Source organism: Janthinobacterium sp. EB271-G4-7A (genome assembly GCF_020858075.1).
Taxonomy (GTDB): Bacteria; Pseudomonadota; Gammaproteobacteria; order Burkholderiales; family Burkholderiaceae_D; genus Janthinobacterium; species Janthinobacterium lividum.
Map to the genome: position 1 here is coordinate 2,109,776 of NZ_JACYMI010000001.1, position 18,194 is coordinate 2,127,969.

The 18,194-nt window shown below is 52.6% G+C and carries 17 protein-coding genes; 14 read left to right on the forward strand and 3 right to left on the reverse strand.

The annotated features are described in order from the left end of the window. The 10 genes from IGS58_RS09595 (at nucleotide 1) to IGS58_RS09640 (ending at nucleotide 11,853) form a co-directional block, all read left to right on the forward strand. Nucleotides 1-1,395, forward strand: coding sequence for a TrbI/VirB10 family protein (locus IGS58_RS09595; protein ID WP_230521195.1), 1,395 nt, complete (start codon nucleotides 1-3; stop codon nucleotides 1,393-1,395). A 223-nt stretch (nucleotides 1,396-1,618) separates the two neighbouring features. Beyond that, nucleotides 1,619-2,344 carry a TcpQ domain-containing protein gene (locus IGS58_RS09600; RefSeq protein ID WP_230521196.1) on the forward strand — a complete coding sequence of 242 codons (726 nt, stop codon included), beginning with the start codon at nucleotides 1,619-1,621 and terminating at the stop codon, nucleotides 2,342-2,344. A gap of 18 nt (nucleotides 2,345-2,362) precedes the next feature. After that, nucleotides 2,363-4,120 carry a type II secretion system protein GspD gene (locus IGS58_RS09605; protein ID WP_230521197.1) on the forward strand — a complete coding sequence of 586 codons (1,758 nt, stop codon included), beginning with the start codon at nucleotides 2,363-2,365 and terminating at the stop codon, nucleotides 4,118-4,120. Beyond that, nucleotides 4,089-5,423, forward strand: a complete 1,335-nt coding sequence (locus IGS58_RS09610; protein WP_139144194.1) for a type 4b pilus protein PilO2 — start codon at nucleotides 4,089-4,091, stop codon at nucleotides 5,421-5,423. Before IGS58_RS09605 ends, IGS58_RS09610 begins: the two co-directional genes overlap by 32 nt. After that, the gene (locus IGS58_RS09615) at nucleotides 5,413-6,087 is read left to right on the forward strand and encodes a hypothetical protein (RefSeq protein WP_230521198.1); all 675 of its coding nucleotides are present in this window, start codon (nucleotides 5,413-5,415) and stop codon (nucleotides 6,085-6,087) included. Before IGS58_RS09610 ends, IGS58_RS09615 begins: the two co-directional genes overlap by 11 nt. A gap of 9 nt (nucleotides 6,088-6,096) precedes the next feature. Continuing rightward, entirely contained in the window at nucleotides 6,097-7,926 is a 1,830-nt protein-coding gene (locus IGS58_RS09620) for an ATPase, T2SS/T4P/T4SS family (protein ID WP_230521199.1), read from the forward strand. Between the two features lie 2 nt (nucleotides 7,927-7,928). Further along, nucleotides 7,929-9,128: a hypothetical protein gene (locus IGS58_RS09625; protein WP_070257631.1), complete on the forward strand. Its 1,200-nt coding sequence runs from the start codon at nucleotides 7,929-7,931 to the stop codon at nucleotides 9,126-9,128. Nucleotides 9,129-9,137: 9 nt separating this feature from the next. Next, a complete protein-coding gene (locus tag IGS58_RS09630; RefSeq protein WP_070257630.1) occupies nucleotides 9,138-9,719 on the forward strand; it encodes a type 4 pilus major pilin in 582 nt (193 codons plus the stop codon). Nucleotides 9,720-9,776: 57 nt separating this feature from the next. Then, nucleotides 9,777-11,366 (forward strand): type IV pilus modification PilV family protein, encoded by a 1,590-nt coding sequence (locus IGS58_RS09635; RefSeq protein ID WP_230521200.1) that lies wholly within the window; start codon nucleotides 9,777-9,779, stop codon nucleotides 11,364-11,366. 13 nt (nucleotides 11,367-11,379) lie between these two features. Then, entirely contained in the window at nucleotides 11,380-11,853 is a 474-nt protein-coding gene (locus IGS58_RS09640; RefSeq protein ID WP_139144192.1) for a hypothetical protein, read from the forward strand. 95 nt (nucleotides 11,854-11,948) lie between these two features. On the opposite strand, the gene IGS58_RS09645 is transcribed toward IGS58_RS09640, so the two are convergent. Further along, nucleotides 11,949-13,040 carry a CAP domain-containing protein gene (locus tag IGS58_RS09645; protein ID WP_230521201.1) on the reverse strand — a complete coding sequence of 364 codons (1,092 nt, stop codon included), beginning with the start codon at nucleotides 13,038-13,040 and terminating at the stop codon, nucleotides 11,949-11,951. Between the two features lie 707 nt (nucleotides 13,041-13,747). Here IGS58_RS09645 and IGS58_RS09650 point away from each other — a divergent pair. After that, a complete protein-coding gene (locus tag IGS58_RS09650) occupies nucleotides 13,748-14,191 on the forward strand; it encodes a lytic transglycosylase domain-containing protein (RefSeq protein WP_070257628.1) in 444 nt (147 codons plus the stop codon). A gap of 173 nt (nucleotides 14,192-14,364) precedes the next feature. Here IGS58_RS09650 and IGS58_RS09655 read toward each other — a convergent pair whose 3' ends face one another. Further along, complete coding sequence (locus tag IGS58_RS09655; RefSeq protein ID WP_230521202.1) at nucleotides 14,365-15,066, reverse strand: EAL domain-containing protein; 702 nt, start codon at nucleotides 15,064-15,066, stop codon at nucleotides 14,365-14,367. Between the two features lie 81 nt (nucleotides 15,067-15,147). On the opposite strand from IGS58_RS09655, the gene rnc reads away from it, so the two are divergent. Together rnc and IGS58_RS09665 are read left to right on the forward strand one after the other, a co-directional pair. After that, entirely contained in the window at nucleotides 15,148-15,906 is a 759-nt protein-coding gene (gene rnc / locus IGS58_RS09660; protein WP_081345709.1) for a ribonuclease III, read from the forward strand. Further along, nucleotides 15,891-16,478 carry a YcbK family protein gene (locus IGS58_RS09665; RefSeq protein WP_081345708.1) on the forward strand — a complete coding sequence of 196 codons (588 nt, stop codon included), beginning with the start codon at nucleotides 15,891-15,893 and terminating at the stop codon, nucleotides 16,476-16,478. Before rnc ends, IGS58_RS09665 begins: the two co-directional genes overlap by 16 nt. Before the next feature lie 134 nt (nucleotides 16,479-16,612). Here the strand turns inward: IGS58_RS09665 and IGS58_RS09670 are convergent, their stop codons facing one another. Beyond that, entirely contained in the window at nucleotides 16,613-17,197 is a 585-nt protein-coding gene (locus IGS58_RS09670) for a hypothetical protein (protein ID WP_230521203.1), read from the reverse strand. 548 nt (nucleotides 17,198-17,745) lie between these two features. On the opposite strand from IGS58_RS09670, the gene IGS58_RS09675 reads away from it, so the two are divergent. Beyond that, nucleotides 17,746-17,961 carry a hypothetical protein gene (locus tag IGS58_RS09675; protein WP_139144189.1) on the forward strand — a complete coding sequence of 72 codons (216 nt, stop codon included), beginning with the start codon at nucleotides 17,746-17,748 and terminating at the stop codon, nucleotides 17,959-17,961. The last annotated feature ends 233 nt before the right edge of the window (nucleotides 17,962-18,194 follow it).

Below are 18,194 nucleotides of genomic sequence, written 5' to 3' on the forward strand. Positions count from 1 at the left end.
ATGGCGAAAGACCCATTTAGCAATATCCCCGAACTGGATGATGGGGATGGTTTTCCACCATCCGGGGCTCCCAATCATGTTCTGGAGAACAATAAGCTCAATCAGGGAAAACCACCGAGGAATATGCTGAGCAGTATCAGCAAGATCCTGATGCCAGTCGCCATCATTGGCATCCTGGTATGGATGTTTGCGCCAGGCGATCATGCGACAGCAAAAAAAGTAGCCGCCCAGCCTGATGTGGTCGTCAATCAGGCGACTCAAGCCAACAATACAAATACTTTGCTCGATAGCCTGAAGGATCAGGCATCCAAGGCGCCTGGGCCACAGATGCCAGCGCAAGCTGCAGCTCAAAACAATCCGTCCGGACAAAGTCGGGGAGCGGCTCAAGCCAGCGTGAACACGCGTGTTTCCCGCGACTATGCCGAACCTACCAATATGGCATATCCCTTGCCAGCGGCATTTAATTCGACTTCCGGAATGAGTCCACAGGAGGCGGCGCAAGCCGCTGCCCTTGGGCGTCAACAGCGGGAACAGGAGATACGCTCGGCACCAATCGAAGTGTCCGGGCAATTCAAGCTCGCCACTGATGTTGCAAACGCGGGTCAGCCTGTAAGTCAGCTACAGCAACTGGAAGCCGAAATTGCCGCGACCAATAGTAAACGCGACAGTGCTGCGCAGGCGCAAGCCGATGCGACTTTACGCGCATTAGCCGGAAACCCGGCGCCGGTTGCCAGCAGGGCCAAGGGCCGGAATGAGGAGTTTCTATCGGCCGCCGCAGGAACTGGTGCCACGCCACTGCTCCACCAGCAGTCCGCACCGACGCACACGCTGATTCAGGAGGGAACGGCCATTCGTGCCGTTTTATTGACCGGCGTGAATAGCGATTTGCCTGGCAAAATTGTCGCCCGAGTCACATCAGATGTCTACGACAGTATTCATCAACGCTTTGTCCTCATTCCGAAAGGAAGCAAGCTAATTGGCGTCTACAGCAGCGAAGTAGTGATCGGGCAAGAAAGCTTGTTATTTGCCATGACGCGATTAATCTTGCCCAATGGTAGTTACATTTCCCTTGCCGGCGCGCCGGCGACGAACATGATCGGGCAAAGTGGAATTAAGGCCGACGTGAACAATCATTTCATGAAAATGTTTTCGACCAGTTTCATTCTGGGGGCCACCTCGCTCATGCTTCCTAGTAGCCAGAATACCGTGTCGACAACCTCAAACGGCGGGGGCAATGTGACGACTGGCTCCGTAGCAGGGCTGGCTCTGAACGATGCCTTGAATACGATGATGGCGAGAAACAAGAGCCTGTCGCCAACGCTTAGCACTTCTTTTGGCAGCCCATTCATGTTCATGGTCGCGCAAGACATGGCGGTCATGCCTTATCACGATTAAAAATCGCACAGTCTGCCACAAGGCGACTTTTCCTAAGTTGCTGATCAGGCGTGCAATTTGCGCCGGTCAGCACTTCATTCGGCGCTGACTTCTGTTGTGATCAGGCGCGTTCGCTTGGGCCAAAAACTGCCAATAAAGATGGGCATCTCGGCAAGGAAAATGATGCGCTCTGGCTCAAAATCGAATATAGGCATCGACTATCCACCAGGACATTACTACCCCCATGAACTCTTTTAAAACTATTTCCCTCGTTGCGTTAATGCTTGCCGCGAGCTCGGCGGCGGCCATCGACAGTCAATATTACCTGGCGGACGCGATGATGAGCCAACAAGTTCGGACATACAGTGATGGAAAGAATACGTACATCGACGCCATTCCCGGCTTGATTGTGCGTGGCGCAACGGCCGATGGCGATTCCTACGTGATGCCAGGGGTGCCGCGAGAAATCAAAATTCAGCTGAATGGACGGCAGACATCGTTGATCCATGGCCAACGCCAGGCCATGCCTGCTGGCCCGTCAGCGCGCAACGCTGCCACTGCTGACATTGTGAACAAGATCGAGCGCCTTGAATTAAAACTTAAGCAAGCTGAAGGTGCCAGAAGCAGCAATGACGGCGTCGCTTATCTCAGCGATGACGAGACGGTTCAAGGGCGAGGCGATCCCGTCCAGCAATGGGATGTTCGACCGGAAGACATTCGTTTGGCAAATACCTTCGAACGGTGGGCCAAAACCGCAGGGTGGCGCATCCAGTGGGATGCGAACAAGCATTTGCTTATCGAGAGTACGTCAACGTTCACTGGTTCTTTTGAGGATGCCGTGAAGGCGGCATTGATGACCCCAGGTATTCGCTATGGGGCGTATCCGCTCGAGGCTTGCGTGTACGCGAATTCTCCGCCACTGGTGCGCATTACGCGCCAAGGCGAGCAGTCGCAAGAGTGCCCCGACTAACTCCTTAAATTTGAAATCATGAAGAAAATTATACCGCTGGGTCTATTCCTGCTTTCCGCCTGCACGTCGCCTCAACTGCAGCGCGCCGCCAGCGATGATGTCAGCAACGCGCTTAACAAAGCCTCGATGGGAACGGGAGGCATTGCGCCCAAAGGCGGCGGCGCCACGCGAGGATCATCCGATTACGCGGACAAGCTGGCCGCAGAGCAGTCAAACATGCCCGTTCTGCGCCGCTCCAAAAAGGCTTGGCTGGGTTCCCAAATGGTTCCTGTTACAAACGATGACAAATTGCCGTCGGTTTTTAAAACCAAGTACTGGCTCGAATTCAATGACAAGAAGGAGAATCGTTTTGTATCGCTGACCACGGTGGCCACACGATTGACCGAGTTGACCGGCGTTGCCGTGCGCGTACAACCGGATGCACTGGAAGGGTGGGCCCGCAACGGCGAGGCGGGCGTGCAACGTGGCGCCGCGCCTGCGCCATTTAATCCACAAGCTCTTGGACAGCTGTCGCCAAGCCCTTTGCCGCTCATTCAAAATACCTTTGCACCTCAGTCAGGGGCACCGCAGGTGCTTGTTGATTCGCTGGAGATGAAGTGGAACGGCACCTTGGTGGGCTTTCTGAATCACTTGACTGATCGCCTTGGCCTGGCCTGGGAATTTCGCGACAACACGGTGGTGATCATGAAGTACGTCACTGAATTCCATGAGGTTGCGGCTTTTTCTGGCCAGACCAATTATTCGATGTCAACCGGGGGGGCGTCGAATGGTTCCAGTGGAACTGCTGGCGCTGGCGCATCTCAAACTGCATCGACACAGCTGGAAGTGAAGGAAAGTGAAAAAGAGGCCGATGCCGTCAATTCAATCATGGTGGCTGTCAAGCAAATGATTTCCTCGGTGCCTGGCTCAACGGTGACCCGCTCTGAAGGTTCTGGACGCATGGTCGTGAAAACGTCGCGTGAAATGCAGAGTCAGGTCCGTGATTTCCTCAAATCGGAAAATACTTCCATGCTCCGGCAGGCGCAGATCCAATTCGATATCTATTCCGTGCGAACGGCAGACAACGACGAGCGTGGCTTGAACTGGTCCGCTGTGTTTAATACCCTCTCCGGTATTTACGGTGCCAATATCACCTCGCCATCCACCCTGACTGGCGCCACAAGCGGCAGCATTGGTCTGAACATCCTGAATACTGGTGATGGAAACAACTCGAACACCAGTGCGCGTTTCGGCAATTCGTCCGTGATCGTGAACCTGCTGAAGCAATACGGCACAAGCGTGCAATATCGCCCGGTTTCTCTATTGGCCCTGAATCGGACCTGGGCGAAGAAATCCCGCTTGTCCACGGAAGGCTACTTGGCTGAGACGACTCCGGGACCGGCAAGCTCGACTGGAGTGGGCGCCCCTGGCTTGAAAACCGACAAGATCACGACAGGCGACCAGTATGTCGCTCTTCCGCAAATCCTGGACAACAACACCGTGCTGTTGAAATTCGGTGTTTCCTTGTCGGATCTGCTCGGCCTGTTTGACGTTACCGTTGGCAGCGGTTTGACTATTCAGAAGGTCCAGACACCCCGGGTCAGCAGTGTCAACGACCAATACACCGTGGCATTGAAACCAGGTGAGGTGATTGCGATTTCCGGCCTGTCGCGCCTGGTTACGACCACGGATCAGCGGTCACTGGCGGAAGGTGCATCGATCGGTTGGGGGGGGAGCCGCAAGATAGAAATGCAGCGGGAGAACTTTGTCATTTTCGTTCGCCCAGTCATTCTTTAAAGTTCAAAATGATATGACTCAGCTTATCTTTAAAGAAAAGAAGCGCGTAATGATTGCTGGCCTGGACTGGAGTGTTCTTCAGCATTACCGGTCCGGCAACACGATCACAAGGGAAGTGCGAACCATTGCGGGTGATCACGGTGCTGACCGTATTATTATCCATGCGGCGAACGTCGCGGGGATGGTGTCGGCCACCATCGGCACGGCCAACCTGGCCGAAATTGAGGAGCCTACCGGGCGGGAACAGCACTCATTGGCCGCCGTGTTTGCGCGCGCGTATCCCGAGAACGCCAATATGGTTCTGGCATGGCGTCTTGACTCGGCCGTGGCAATTGTCGTGGTACAAGACGGCTTACCCGTTGTCGACATGCTCAAGGCCGACACGGACGCGCTGGCCTTTCTTGAGGCGGTCATCAATGGCAGTTTTGGTTGCCTTGGGCATACCATTTATAGCAATGAAACAGAGATACACCCATTCGCCGAGCTGATAAGCGAAAGCCAGCTTTGGACTTGTGCAAGCAAATCCACGCGCTTGGCAAAAATTCCGCTTAAAAGGTCGGTTGCCATGCTGGGTACGCTGGCCGCAGTCCTCATAGCAGCCAGCGTTTATTACTATGATCAGGAACAGTCCAGCAGGAGGCTGGCCGCGGCCCAGGCTGCATTGGATGCGGAAAACCCCATGCCTTCCTATCAAGCCGCATTGACTGACAATATCGGTGCGTTGGGCTTTGAGCGTGCCTCGATCAAGGCGACGTTAGCCCAACTGCAAAATTACCCCGTATGGTCTCAGGGCTGGATGCTTCGGAAAATTGAGTGCGACCGTTCGCGCTGCGTCTCATTCTGGGACCGCATGGGCGGAACGACGAATACGCTAATTGCTGCACGTCAGCAGGAAACCTATCTGGCAGAAAGCAACGAAGAGGTCTCGCTGTTTGCCTGGAAGTCGAAGCTCAAATCGTCTGGTCTTTCTTCATTGAGCCAATTTGAAACAGAGTCTCAAGCAACGATAGGCAACATCAATACGTTCCAGCTGTGGCGCAATGCGGGCATTGCGATCGACGAACCGGTGAAAGATTTTGTGACATGGCCCAAGCCCCCAATTGGCGATGGGAGCCGTCTTCCAAGGGGTAGCGCGGTAATCGCTCGGCCGATCTCGGTAACAGCGCCATTCCCATTTGCCGAAGACATCATTAATGGAACTCCCGCATCCGTGTGGTGGCAAAGCATTGCCATTACCTTTTCTCCTGGCGGGAAATCCGAGCAACTCAAAATTACCCTAAAAGGCACCACATATGTTCGCTAAACTGCTACCTACATTGGCGGCTGTTGCTCTGGCAACTTCCGCGATCGCACAACAGATGCCAGTACCAGAGGGCAGTGGCAAAACGAATTCGCCCCTCGTCGCCAGCCCGCCATCAACCGTACGGGCCCCCATATTGCCGGCGAAGGCCGAGCCGTCCAAAACGGATCAGGCAAAGGCCGGCCAGGCGGCGCCATCCGTTTCTGCATCCGCAAAAACTGCGCATGTTCCAGCCGCGCCGGCAATTGCGCAGGCAATACAAACGCCGCCCACTGGCGTTCTATCCATCCAGCAGGTGGCCGATGCGCAGCGCCAACAACTCACTGCCGAAGCGTTTCAAAAGTTAGGATTGATGAGCACAGCGCCATCTGCCGCTGTGCCTCCGGCTGAATTTCCTAAACTGTATCGTGCTCCAAAAATCTACCCGAAAATCGAATACGTTGCTGGTGCCGCCGGTGACGAAAAGGCTGGATTCCGCATGCCCGACGGCGAACTTCTGCAACTGGAAGCCGGTGACACCATCAAGCAATGGCAAATCAAGAATATTGCCAATGGCAAGGTATATCTTGAAATGCCGGCCAACGCTTCATCGTTGAAAGGTGCACAAAAAAAGAAAGTCAAAGCGCCTGCCTCCAGGTTGATGGCTGTTGGCCAATCGTTGAAGTAGGCGGTAGGCATGCTCACACTTTTCCGAGGAAATAACCATCCCGAGCACCCCATTGGCCCTGGCACGATGGTCACCGTGAGGCCTGCGGGACAGCGCCTTGAACATGCTTCAGGCGGCGCTGATTCAGCGGGCCAGCTGCATACTGGGCGCACCTTAAAGGTTGAGCATCTTGACCAATTGGGTGATGGCAAGATTCTGCTGGTTAGTGGTGGCGATCAACTGGGACAGTACAAGATTCCCAAAGGTCAGGAGTATGCCGTTGCAGCAATCACGCAGAGCAAGGGAAGGGCAACGATAATTGTTGATCCAGAGTATGCCGGCAACCTCAGCGCGACGTTGACCAACCTGCGTACCAAGCTGGTTAGTCATGGCTACCATGTCGAGAGTGGACAGATTCCGTGCTCGCTGGCGGTCATCAAGTCTCTGGTTGATGATTATCAACATCGCATTTCTCAATTCGGTGGCGAGGAAGCCTCGTCTTCCTCAGAGTGGAAGACGCTTTTCGAGTCGATCGGCGACATCGCTGTGCGTGCCGGCGCCTCCGACATTCATTGTGTTTGCGAGAATGAACGCGGAACGGTACAGATCCGCATCGATGGAGAGCTTGAGCCGCTTCCAGGCAAAGATAAAGGTATTTTCACGGCCACCCAATTGCGCGGTGCCGTGAGCTGGGCCTATACCAACAATGTACAAACCGGATCCAATACCGAATCGCAGTTTCAAGACGACGTCAATGCGAGCGCGATGATTAAAAGCCGAGTGATTGACGGTAAAAAAATAGCGATGCGCTATCAATCCTTTCGAAGCCCAACGGGACCGAAGATCGTTTGCCGGCTGCTTAATACGGATAGCGATGCGCCATCACGAACGTTCGAGGAGTTGGGATATGCATCCGAACACATCGATTTGTTCCAGGAGGTTCCCTATGGGCCGCCGAAAATAAATATCCTCGCGGGCATCACGGGCTCAGGAAAGACGACCACCGCGCAATCATTTTGGGAAAGCCACCCGGGCAACGGAAGGCAGGCATTTTTTTCCATTGAAGACCCGATCGAATTGCGGCTGAAGGGTGTGCATCAGATCAGCTTTCAACGCAATCTGCAAGATCGTGCCGGAAGCGAGCGGGAATTCAATGGAATCGTGATGGATCTTCTGCGTGGCGACCTGGATGCCGCATTTATTGGCGAAATACGAGACCGGTCGAGCGGGGCAGCTGCGCAAGAAATTGTCTTTACTGGCCACATGGCGATGGGAACGCTTCACGCCCAGTTTATCTCCGGTATCGTCCCGCGCCTAACCGATCAAAGCATAGGCCTGAACCGGAGCGTCCTGACAGCACCCAATGTACTCGGCCTTCTGTCCTACCAGGCGTTGGTGCCGCTGTTATGTCCGACTTGCAAGATCGCAATACAGGATGTGGGAGAAACCAGATTCGCCCATGGTATCGCGGGAACGCGTTACGGCGCCGACATGGAACTGCATCGGATTCACCATGATATGGCGATTTTCGAAACACGCTTTGATCTCCCGCGAGACAACTTCTTCTTGCGAAGAGATGGCGGCTGCAATTGCTGCCGTGGCCGTGGCATCAAGGGTCAAACGGTTGTGGCCGAAATGATGATTCCAGACGAGCGCTGGCTTCAACTGACACGGGAAGGCCGAGACATTGAAGCGTATTGGCATTTCCGCTCAGATTCGGACAAGCGATTTGATACATCGGACATGCGTGGGAAAACGGTATTTGAACATACGTTGTTCAAGGCGATATGCGGTCTCACGGATCCACGGAATGTGGCGCCGTTTGGATCATTCGCCCGCTTTGCAATACCTGGGAAATAAATATGCTGCGACGTTTAAAAACAATCAAAAATACATTCCAACTCTTTGACTTTCGTGTCGGACGAAGTGACTTCTACCGTGAGTTGGCAAAATCCGTGGAAAAGACCGAGCCGCTGCGCGACTTCGTGGAAGCGGAGTTGAAACTCGCCAGAAATCCCATAACACGCTCCCGTTCCAAGGCATATGCCATGCGGCATGTACTGCGCTTGCTCACGTCCGGCAGCAACCACTCGATCAGGGCGACCATTGGGGAAATCATGCCGACAGAGGATAGGCTGATGCTTAGTGCAGTTGACCGTTCGAAGGACCAGCCAACAACCCTGAGGGTTCTGGCAAATGCGATCGACGATCAAATGGAGGCCAAGAAAGCCATCGCCATGGCAGCGGTGAAGCCGATGCTGATACTGCCGGGTGCCGCAGCCCTGGGCTACATGATCAGTTCCAAAGCGATTCCCGCTATCGAGAAGACCGCTCCGCAAGAGGTTTGGACCCCATTTAACAATGCTGTTCGCATCACTGCAAACGTCATCAATAACCACGGGCTTTCAATCTGTCTGATCACGCTGGTCCTTGTATTGTTCTTTCTGTCCCGCCTTCCCACATGGCGCGGCCCGCTGCGGCTGAAAATGGAAAAATGCAATCCTACCCTGGCGATGTGGCTGACGCCAGTCGCACCCTGGTTAATACCGTTGTCGATGTATCGGGACTTCCAGGCTGGACTGGTTTTCTCCGCCTTGGCGGTCTGGTTAGGAACCGGACGCAACTTGAAGGAGTCGCTTGAAGCGATCCATAAAGATGCATCGCCCTGGCTGCGGCTGCACATACGGCGCATTTTGAATCATTTGAACGCCAGGCCGACCGAGTATGTCGAGGCTTTTTCCAAAGGTCTTGTTTCCCAAAAACTGCTGGCCAGACTCGGCAGCTCCATACGAAATACGCCAAGTTTTAGTGACGTCATTATTGAAGTCGGCACGAAAGGTAATACAGAGGCGAGGGAGCAGGTTACGAAAAATGCTGCGGTCCTGAACTTCACTTACATCGCAATCGTTGTCGGGCTGGTCATGTTCCTATACCTCGGACTGATGAACATAAGCAACTCCATGGAGCAGGAAATGGATCCGATCCGCCAAATACAAAGGGAGATGGAGAAGAAAGCATCTAAGCAACCAGGCAACACTCTTGCAACTCAAAACCAAAACTGAAAGGTATCTATGCAGTTCGAACATGAAAACAATCTCGTCAAGACTTCCCTCTACAAGCATCGCCAGCAGGCGGGCGACTTTATGCTCACATTGGTGATCGCATTAATCGTGGTTGCCGTCATCGTCGGCAAGGCTTTTCTGAACTATCGCGATACGTCACGCAAGGAAGAGAATAACGCTGTTGCCAGCGCGATTACCATCATCGCGGGCGACCTTCGCAAGAACTTTGGCATGAACAATGAGTATGGCTCCCTGACGACCGCGATCGCCGTCAAGTCCGGCGCGATCCCGCGCAACTTTCGTGACGGCACAGCCGATACCGCATCGAATATGTGGGGCGGGACGGTGACCGTGGCGCCAGCTACCATCACTGTCGATAATGACGTGGCGAACCTGGCCTTCACGAAGGTGCCGTCCGCTCAATGCTACGACATTGTCAGCGCGACACAATCGCTCGCGCGTCGGATTACCGTGGGCAGCTCGACCGCCAAAGCCGCCGATGCCACGTTGAACGCCGCAACTTTGGCGACCGCATGCGAATCGGCTACCGATGTCACCATCACCTGGGCAATTGGCCGTTCCGGCACCTAAACCGCTGGAGCGCAGGCTATCTGACGAACGCCTGCTCCAGTATCAAATGTTTTTCATATGACACAAACCAATCCCCATCAACGAGAATCGCAGGCTGGTTTCGCCATGATCGAAGTAACGCTTGCGTTGCTCGTATCCGCAGTCGTGGCGCTTGGCGCGATGCAGGCATCCGCGCTGGCACGCAAGCTGAATTTCGCTTCCGCGCAGGGGGGCGCATTGGCTATTGCGCGCACCGCAGGCGAGACATACGCGCAGGAAAATTATCTCGCGCTTCAGCGAGGCGCGGCGGTCACAAAAAACGGATACACGCTCAGTGCGGGTAATGCCGAAGGTCAAACCATGCGGCCGACTATTAGCAACCTGATCCAGCTGGGTTACCTGCAAAGCGGTTTCTCGGCCGTATCCTTTTTCAGCAACGGACAGGCGCCCGGCAAGTTCCGGTTCGAAGTTGAGCGGACACCTGACCGGTGCTGGGAAACTGGCGCTGGCGAGCAGTGCGATGTTAGCGGCCGGGTCTATATCGATAAGCCGATCCAGAGCGCCGGAACGAACGAAGCGGATGGGCCTGCCATATCCGCAATGGCCGAGAAAGTCGGGGTGAATGCCGGTTTTTCCATCCTGCCCGACCCATCCCGAGTGATGTATCTGGGCGGCGCCGGATCAACGCCAAATCCTGTCGCCGGCAATCCGGCCGGTGTTGTCGTGGCGCGTTTCGGCTATGGGGCTTCGGGCCTGAGCCAGTTTGTCCGCATCAACGATAACCGTGATCCGAGCTTGCGCGGAGACCTCAGCGTGGCCGGAAAAGGGGCGTTCGGCAAGGAAGTTTCTTCAAGCGAGTCGATCAGTGCCTCGGATATCGAGGCCTGCCTCAGGGCAGCTCTGTACAAGAACGGCGAGATCGTATCCCGCGCAACCAACTGCCTGGTGCGGGCCTACCTCGATCCCAATACGGCCAGTATCGGCGTGACAGACAATGGGGGAAGCCCGAGTGCGACACTGGATGGCAACTCGGGACGCGTCTCTGGCGCACTGCTGAATGCCGCAACGCAGGCATTTCCAGGGGGCGGCTGCACCAAAGAAAATGACATTGCCAATACCCAGTCATCGAATGCTGCCGCCGGTATCCTGGTTTGCCGAGGCGGAAGCTGGCGGAATCCGGCGCTCGTCACGAGCAGCTCCGGAGCACCTTGTTCCGTGGAGGGGGGGATAGCCGTCAACAGCGGCAATCAAGAAACGCTGGTGTGCCAGTCCGGCGTGTTCGTACCGCTAAGAAACTTCACAAGAACGTCAATCGCCGGGTCTGCATGTAGCCCGGAAACCGCCATCTCCCAAACCTCTGGTGGCTCGTCATTGATTTGCCAGGGAGGCGTGTGGGTTGATCTGGTGGGGCGCATGGGCAAATTCGCTTTTCAAGCCGCGACCATGGTTACGGTCTCTACCACCACTCAGGGGACATTCGTTCCTGCGCCAAGCTGTTTGGCCAATGGCGTTCCAAAAATTTATCTGGTGCCGCGCAGCGAAGAGCAAATTGGTTATATCAACCACTTTGCTACGGGATCCGGGCCTTGGAATGTTTATGTCCAGGATGGCGAAGGTAATCCGGTTAAAGGAATTATGATCGCACAGACTTATTGTTATTACTTATGATTATAAAAGGAGTATGAAATTGAAAAAAATTATTAATTTTTCCTTGATGTCTGCATTGTTGCTTTCATCGTTGGCAGCCTACGCTCAAGCGGTAGATTCCACTGGCCAAGATAAATTAACTGGGATCAGTCTACGCGTGGAGAATTTTATTCCTCCCGCGATTCCTGGCCCGGCAGGTGCTACTGGCGCTACTGGCGCAACCGGTGCTACTGGCGCTGCAGGCACATCCGGGGGCGACCGTCAGGGCGCCATGTGCGGCATTGCCACGGGTACTTATAACGCAAACTCAGTCAATGCAAAATTTGCCGTTACTTCCACTTGTCAGGGATATCGAGTGAAATATGTTGTCGGGAAGAATGTTTACGACGAATGCCCGCCCGGTTATATTGTTGGGGAGGTGTCAAATTGGTTGTCGAATAATTCTTCTGGTGAGGGTAATAGCTGGGTTAATTTCACCATTTATACTTATTCGTGTTTTAAAACATAAATTTATAAAGAAAAACACCCAAAGCAAATGCTTTGGGTGAAATTTAATGCCTAATTGAAAATCTATTTTATGTTATTTCATTTGGCGATTGTGTTTTAGTAATTTCCTGTTGTGAAGGTTAGTGAAATTGATATTGAAGCTCCGGAATTTTTTCCTGTTGAGGTGAATGCATATAATGAATTTCGCTCAAGAGGAACTAAAGGCATAAGAATTGCAACCGATGCATCCGCAATAAGTCCGTTCGCATCATTCTCCTTGTTGAGTAATTGCAATGGAATGTCAGTATTGGTTCCATCTTTTCTTAAAACGTACCCGCTCAACACCAAAGAATTCCCATCGCGTACTTTGACATAGATTGGATGGCCAATTGGATTGTCCAGTAAATCACGGCCAGCGATCGGTGATGGAATTTCGTTGGTATATGTCTTCGAAAGAATTCCACTTGTGCCAGCACATGGAAATGTCACTACCTGATCAGCTGCAAGTTGTTGACGTGGACGTTCTGACGTGGATCCCATATTGATGACAACGCGTCTCCAATATGTATCCGTAACGCCATAGCCGACGCCTACATCACGCTCACCTTGCAGCATGCCATTGCCATGATACGGACTTGCAAGCAGATCCATTACTGCGGATTGACCATAGGAAAATCCATAAGACTGGTAATAAGTTTCTGCATATGGTGCTGTCAGCACTTCCGCGCCAGAGACTGCGGCATAACTTGCTGCAGCAAAACGATCAGCAAGTGTTTTACCAGTAAAACCATTTGGATAGGCTATTTTGTCTTGGTAGTGGCTCATCAAATGATTTGCCGACAAATAACTTGCGTGACCTTGTGCAACAACATCAAGATTTGCATCCTGCTGCAGTTGTCCAAATCCGCACGCCAGACGCTGCGCGTTCAGATAATTATAGGCATTTCTTTGCTCCGTATTGGCAGCATAGGTAGCGGCAAGCACTTCTTTTTGAATTGTTGATTCCAGGACAGGAGGTGTTATGGGAGGATTGACAGGTGGAAGAATAGGTGGAGTTACAGGCGGCGTTGTTGGAGGCGATACTGGCGGAATTACAGGTGGCGTTACACCGATGCCGGTGTTATTACCACTGTCGCTACCACCGCCACCGCACGCAACCAACAGAGTTGCAAGGGCCGTCACGTACACGCTAGTTTTAATTGATTTCATTTTGTTTCCTATTGGTTTGAAGGTTTATTGAATTGCTGTGGATGCAACTGTTGAAAAATGTCGAAACAAGTTTTTGTGCAGAAAGTTAAGGTCGTGGTGGAAAATTAAGTCATGCGAAGTTCTTTTATGGAGTTTTTAAGGCTTCCATGAAAGATGCGATGACGTCAGAAACAGTTTTTGAAAAGCGGATTGCTGAAGGTGAAAAGAGTAAATGGGTGAAGTGTGTAGAGGGAGATGTGCTATTTCCTTGCCGCGGTGCGGCTGTGAGAAATAGGAGAGACTTGAGGATGCCTCATCAATAATTGAATATTGATGAAGTATGGGGGATTGGAGTATGAATGGGTGGTGTTGCCGTGCCGCAGTTGCGACAGTGAAACTTTAACGCATTTTCTTTATTTTGCCAAGGTGGAGTTGCACTAATTTGATTCAATCCATAAATAAGGGGCTTATGCCAGAAAAAGGAGCAGCCATTGGCCATAGAATTGATGTGCCGTGGAAGCCTCCAGGCCCTTTCGGATTGGTGAGATACATGGAAAGCATTCTGATTGGCAGGCCTGGCCTGAAAAGAATTTCATGGCCGGTACGAGATCCATCGAGAACGGCCTATTTTTCTGACGATTTTGATGGCGTTGAGTTAGGCTGGCCATCTTTATTCACTGCCCGTGTGTTTTTCTGTGAAAGATTTAATTTTTTTGGAATTAACTGGAATGCTCAAAAAGTTAGCATTTGCCGTGCTGTTGGCCGGCTCCATTCAAGCTGCAAGAGCGGACTGTTTTGATGACGCGGCTCTTTTTCACCAGGTCAATCCTTGGATACTGCGTGGCATTGCGTCGGTCGAATCCGATTTCAGGCCGAGAACGATTGTGTCGAACAACAATGGATCGGTCGACCGCGGCATGACAGGCATCAATAGCGTTCACCTGCCTGAGCTTGCCAAGTACGGCATCGGCGCGACCGACATGTTTGATGCGTGCAAGTCAATTTACGTGGCTGCCTGGCTGCTGAAGAAGAAAATGAGCAAGCATGGGAACAACTACACGGCCGTTGGCGCCTATCACAGCGAAACACCGGCTAAGCGCGATCTCTATGCCGCCAAAGTCCGCAGGCGTATAGAAGAGTGGAGCGCTCGCGGCTGGATTCGGGGACAGTGAGCAAGCGAGGAGGTTTTGTATTGCACTTGCCTCGGCTTGCTCACTAGGTTGCGAAGACCGTGCGGCGGCATGCGCAATGCAGGAGGAGGGTAACTGAAATTGTTCAACTCGGAGGCAAGCGTGCGGTAATATCGTTTGTTGCGCCTTGCTTCAGCTAGCAGCCAGAACGCCATCTATGCCCACGATGGCGGCCACAGGCTTGACAGCTGGATCGGGGGATGCATTGTATCGACATGCCATCCTTGCACCCGTTCAACTCCGATCAAGGCTGCGAACGCCAGCAGTTCAGCCGTTTCCACGCATTCGGCGATGACGGCAATGCCATTCTGCTTCCATTGCGCGATCAACGCACACAGCACCCGGGCTGCATCCGGCCGCCGGATACTCCGCGCCAGAAATGCACCGTCGATTTTTACCGATTCGACTCGATCCAATGAGTACAGGCGTAATAAACCATCTTGCCCGCTACCGAAATCATCCACCGAAAAGCGCACACCACGTTGTGCCAGTAAATTCACCTTGTCAGCCACGAGGCCAAAATCAGTGGCGCTACCGAGGGTTTCGCTCACTTCGAAGACGACTGAATTCAATTGCGTGGCCCGGGAAAAAACCTCGGAGGATACCTCCAGCAGGGTTTCATTTGTCAGGTTGACATAGATGTCGATGGAAGTAAAACACTGGCTTGAAAGATGCAGCAGGACGGCTCTGTCCACGTCGACCCATGGCATTTTGCGGTTCCCGCGAAAGAGAAGTTCGTACGCGACGATGCGATTTTCAGCAATGCTCACAATCGGCTGAAGTTCGAAGGGGATCTGCGCACCACCGGTAAATGAAGATACTGGAGAAATTTCGAATGCTTGACGGTGGCTTGACATGAGATTGCGGCATCGGGCATGCCGCCTGGAGGCAGTTAAGGCACACACTGTATCAAGCGCCGTCTGGCTGAACGTACGGAAATGCACGAGGATTTAAAGACGATTCTTAACGGAATTGCACGCCTTTTCTGCTGTGGCCTGGAATTGATCATTGTTATCCTGAAGCAATACTTAGGGGGTGATGTGGTCGAGCTTCAAAACAGATTTGGTCATGTATTCGTGAATCAGGATTTACTTCAGCAGGCGCTGAGTCACCGCAGTTGCGGCCCCATGAACAATGAACGCCTGGAGTTTATCGGCGACGCTTTGCTTAATTGCGAAACCGCACTTTGGCTATTCGAACAATTTCCCCGTATGACTGAAGGAAATATGTCGCGCATCCGGGCTGCCCTGGTGCGTCAGGACAGCCTGGCGCAGATCGCCAAGCGCATTGACGTGGCCACCTATCTTCGTGTGGAACATAGCGACAGCCGCACGCAAACTGGCCCGTCGATGCTTGCTGACGCGGTAGAGGCGCTCATTGGCGCCGCTTATATAGACCAGGGTTTTAATGCGACAAGAAAAGTGATCCGGCACCACCTGCAGGCGCTGCTTGTCAGCGGTGCGATCAATCTAGACAAGGATCCTAAAACCGCGCTGCAGGAACACCTGCAGGGAAATGGGATCGCACTTCCAAAATACGCTATTTTGCGCGAGTCGAAGGACTCCGTTGAGCAAAGAATTGAGGTCACCTGCACAATCCAGAAACTCGGCATTACCACCTCCGGCGTCGGAGCAAGCCGTAAAATGGCTGAAGGTAAAGCCGCCGCGGAAGCGCTGCAAAAATGCCGGATACGATAATCCTTCCACCCCCGGACGGGATCGATTGCATCGTGCAGCCTGGCCGGCGCAGATTGCTGCTTGCCGCAGCCGGCGCCGTCGCATCGATAGCAACGCCGGCATTAGCCCAGCAGGCTGGCTTTTGGGACCTGCCGCGGGAATTGTGGCTGCGGCGTCCGGATTCCGGGGAAGAGGTGCGCGCTGTGTATTGGGCAGACGGAAAAATTGTGCCTGAAGGGTATATCGCAATATGCCAGCTGTTGCGGGACATCCACGTCAACAGAGCTGTGCAGTTTGATTTGGTCACGCTGGATATTGCGCGGGGCGTCTACGGATGGATTCGTAGTTTCGGTGTGGACCGGCCATTAATTATCACGTCCGGCTACCGGGACCCTCGCACCAATGCCTCGGAAGGAGGAGTACGCAATAGCCTGCATACCAGAGCGCAGGCACTCGACTTGCGGATACAGGGAGTCAGTCCCGAAGCGATCGCCCGCTTTGGGCTATATTTGGCGGGCGGAGGAGTTGGCTTTTATCCAGGAAAGCGGTTTACACATCTGGACCGCGGCCGTATAAGATATTGGCGAGGTTAGTTTGTCAGCGCAATATTCGGAACCTGGAAATGTCGGAGAGCGCATTATTCACTAGTAAAATCAACAATGTGGCGTAATTACAGTACACACACGGTGTGCCACGCATGCGGCCGTTGTCGCCATGTGCCGATCCTTTAGGAGATACCCGCCTGCTCGCCCAAGGCCTGGGCAGTCTCCTTTGAGGTATTAATGCCTAGCAAGAACATTTTCAAGTTACGATAAGCCGCCAGGAAAGGAAAGGCCATGTCATTGGCCGCTATTCTGTCAAGCTTGCCTGAACTGGCAGCCAGGTTTAGATAAGCGATTGGCTTGTCGGCATCTTGGAACGCACGTAATAACAAGCCTGCTTCAGGGCAAACGATACGTAATGGGAAGTGCATTGGCTCGGGAAGGGCGCCATCAAAAAATGGCAAGGCATCTGCTTTCAGAAACTCTCCTTCAGTGACCATCTCAAGCAGCAGTTCCCGTACCTGCGCCAGAAAGCGCTTATCCTGGCCGCGGGTAAATATTTTGCAGCTTAATAAATTAAAGTCACGCCTGATTTCACGGCTTGCCTGCCAGGAGTACAGGCTCACGGTCATGCGGCTATCCATCCGGGTTCGAATGCGTTCAATCTTGTCAACATTTTTCAAGACAAAACCATCTTCCGTGATTGAGGTGTTGACAGGCACAGATACGGATATTTCCAAGGAGTCATCAGCAAAGTCAGGAGAAGTCATGTTGGCATTGGATATAAATTGAACAGTTGGCAGAATACTCACTGTGGCAGGCACAAGGATATTGTGTACACATTCCAGTCTCGGCGCAAGACGAAGGGCATAATGAATAATATTTGCACAGAGAATTTCTTTTGGGAAATGTTTGATGTCACTTTATGTTATTATCCGAATGCCGTCAAACGGCATTGATCATATTATTTCGACATCAAATCAATTCCTTGAGCTTGCCACTGGCATATTCAAGTGATCAGTTTATTTAATCGCCTACGCGGAAAAAATTTCATTTTTATCGTGACGGAAACCTGGTGCAATGGTTAGTTATCCTTGGATGCTATCTGATTGTCTGTGGCTGAAAAAATTGAAGATTGCTTGCTACGAACGTATTTTCTAAGGCGAGCATGAAATAAAATTGACCGCAAGATTTTTTTGCCGGCAATACCTGTTGTATATTCAAGAATTCTAGATTTGGACAGGGCTGTCTCCCATGCGGATGTTGATAGCGTATTCATGGGGGACAGTCTTGTCCGTTACCTTTTCAGGAGATCTAGATGACCGTAACTGCTCAACCTACAAAATTAAATTCCTTGCAATGGATGAGAAACGTGGGTATTACAGAAAAAGACATCGCATGGCTTGAAAGCGTCAGAGAGAGTGAAGAAATTTACAATCCCACCGTTTTGGAGCAATTCGAAGCCTTGTACCAAAAAGCTGTGACCGGTTTGTTGAACAGCCCATCACCGGTCCAGACCTTTTTGACCCTCTAGCCCTCAGCCACGTAGAGCGGCCAAGCTAAGCCCTTGGCCGCTTTTCTTTATATGCAGAGACCAGATGGCAGCCCGCTTGTACAGGCCATCGAGGAGAGCGCCTGTGGTTCATCTCATGCGCACAGGCTTTCTACGGACGCATGCGCGTAAATGCAGGCGCACGCGAGAGCGCATAAAAAAACCGCCCGGTTTTCACCGGACGGCTGCTCCCACCGACATGCTTTGGCGTTGCC

Bases quoted from the DNA above. Each gene is read 5' to 3' on its own strand.
- IGS58_RS09655 (WP_230521202.1), bottom strand. From the start codon at position 15,066: ATGTCAAGCCACCGTCAAGCATTCGAAATTTCTCCAGTATCTTCATTT.
- IGS58_RS09640 (WP_139144192.1), top strand. From the start codon at position 11,380: ATGAAATTGAAAAAAATTATTAATTTTTCCTTGATGTCTGCATTGTTG.
- IGS58_RS09595 (WP_230521195.1), top strand. From the start codon at position 1: ATGGCGAAAGACCCATTTAGCAATATCCCCGAACTGGATGATGGGGAT.
- IGS58_RS09650 (WP_070257628.1), top strand. From the start codon at position 13,748: ATGCTCAAAAAGTTAGCATTTGCCGTGCTGTTGGCCGGCTCCATTCAA.
- IGS58_RS09645 (WP_230521201.1), bottom strand. From the start codon at position 13,040: ATGAAATCAATTAAAACTAGCGTGTACGTGACGGCCCTTGCAACTCTG.
- IGS58_RS09600 (WP_230521196.1), top strand. From the start codon at position 1,619: ATGAACTCTTTTAAAACTATTTCCCTCGTTGCGTTAATGCTTGCCGCG.
- IGS58_RS09620 (WP_230521199.1), top strand. From the start codon at position 6,097: ATGCTCACACTTTTCCGAGGAAATAACCATCCCGAGCACCCCATTGGC.
- IGS58_RS09670 (WP_230521203.1), bottom strand. From the start codon at position 17,197: ATGACTTCTCCTGACTTTGCTGATGACTCCTTGGAAATATCCGTATCT.
- rnc (WP_081345709.1), top strand. From the start codon at position 15,148: ATGCACGAGGATTTAAAGACGATTCTTAACGGAATTGCACGCCTTTTC.
- IGS58_RS09635 (WP_230521200.1), top strand. From the start codon at position 9,777: ATGACACAAACCAATCCCCATCAACGAGAATCGCAGGCTGGTTTCGCC.
- IGS58_RS09605 (WP_230521197.1), top strand. From the start codon at position 2,363: ATGAAGAAAATTATACCGCTGGGTCTATTCCTGCTTTCCGCCTGCACG.
- IGS58_RS09630 (WP_070257630.1), top strand. From the start codon at position 9,138: ATGCAGTTCGAACATGAAAACAATCTCGTCAAGACTTCCCTCTACAAG.
- IGS58_RS09665 (WP_081345708.1), top strand. From the start codon at position 15,891: ATGCCGGATACGATAATCCTTCCACCCCCGGACGGGATCGATTGCATC.
- IGS58_RS09675 (WP_139144189.1), top strand. From the start codon at position 17,746: ATGACCGTAACTGCTCAACCTACAAAATTAAATTCCTTGCAATGGATG.
- IGS58_RS09625 (WP_070257631.1), top strand. From the start codon at position 7,929: ATGCTGCGACGTTTAAAAACAATCAAAAATACATTCCAACTCTTTGAC.
- IGS58_RS09615 (WP_230521198.1), top strand. From the start codon at position 5,413: ATGTTCGCTAAACTGCTACCTACATTGGCGGCTGTTGCTCTGGCAACT.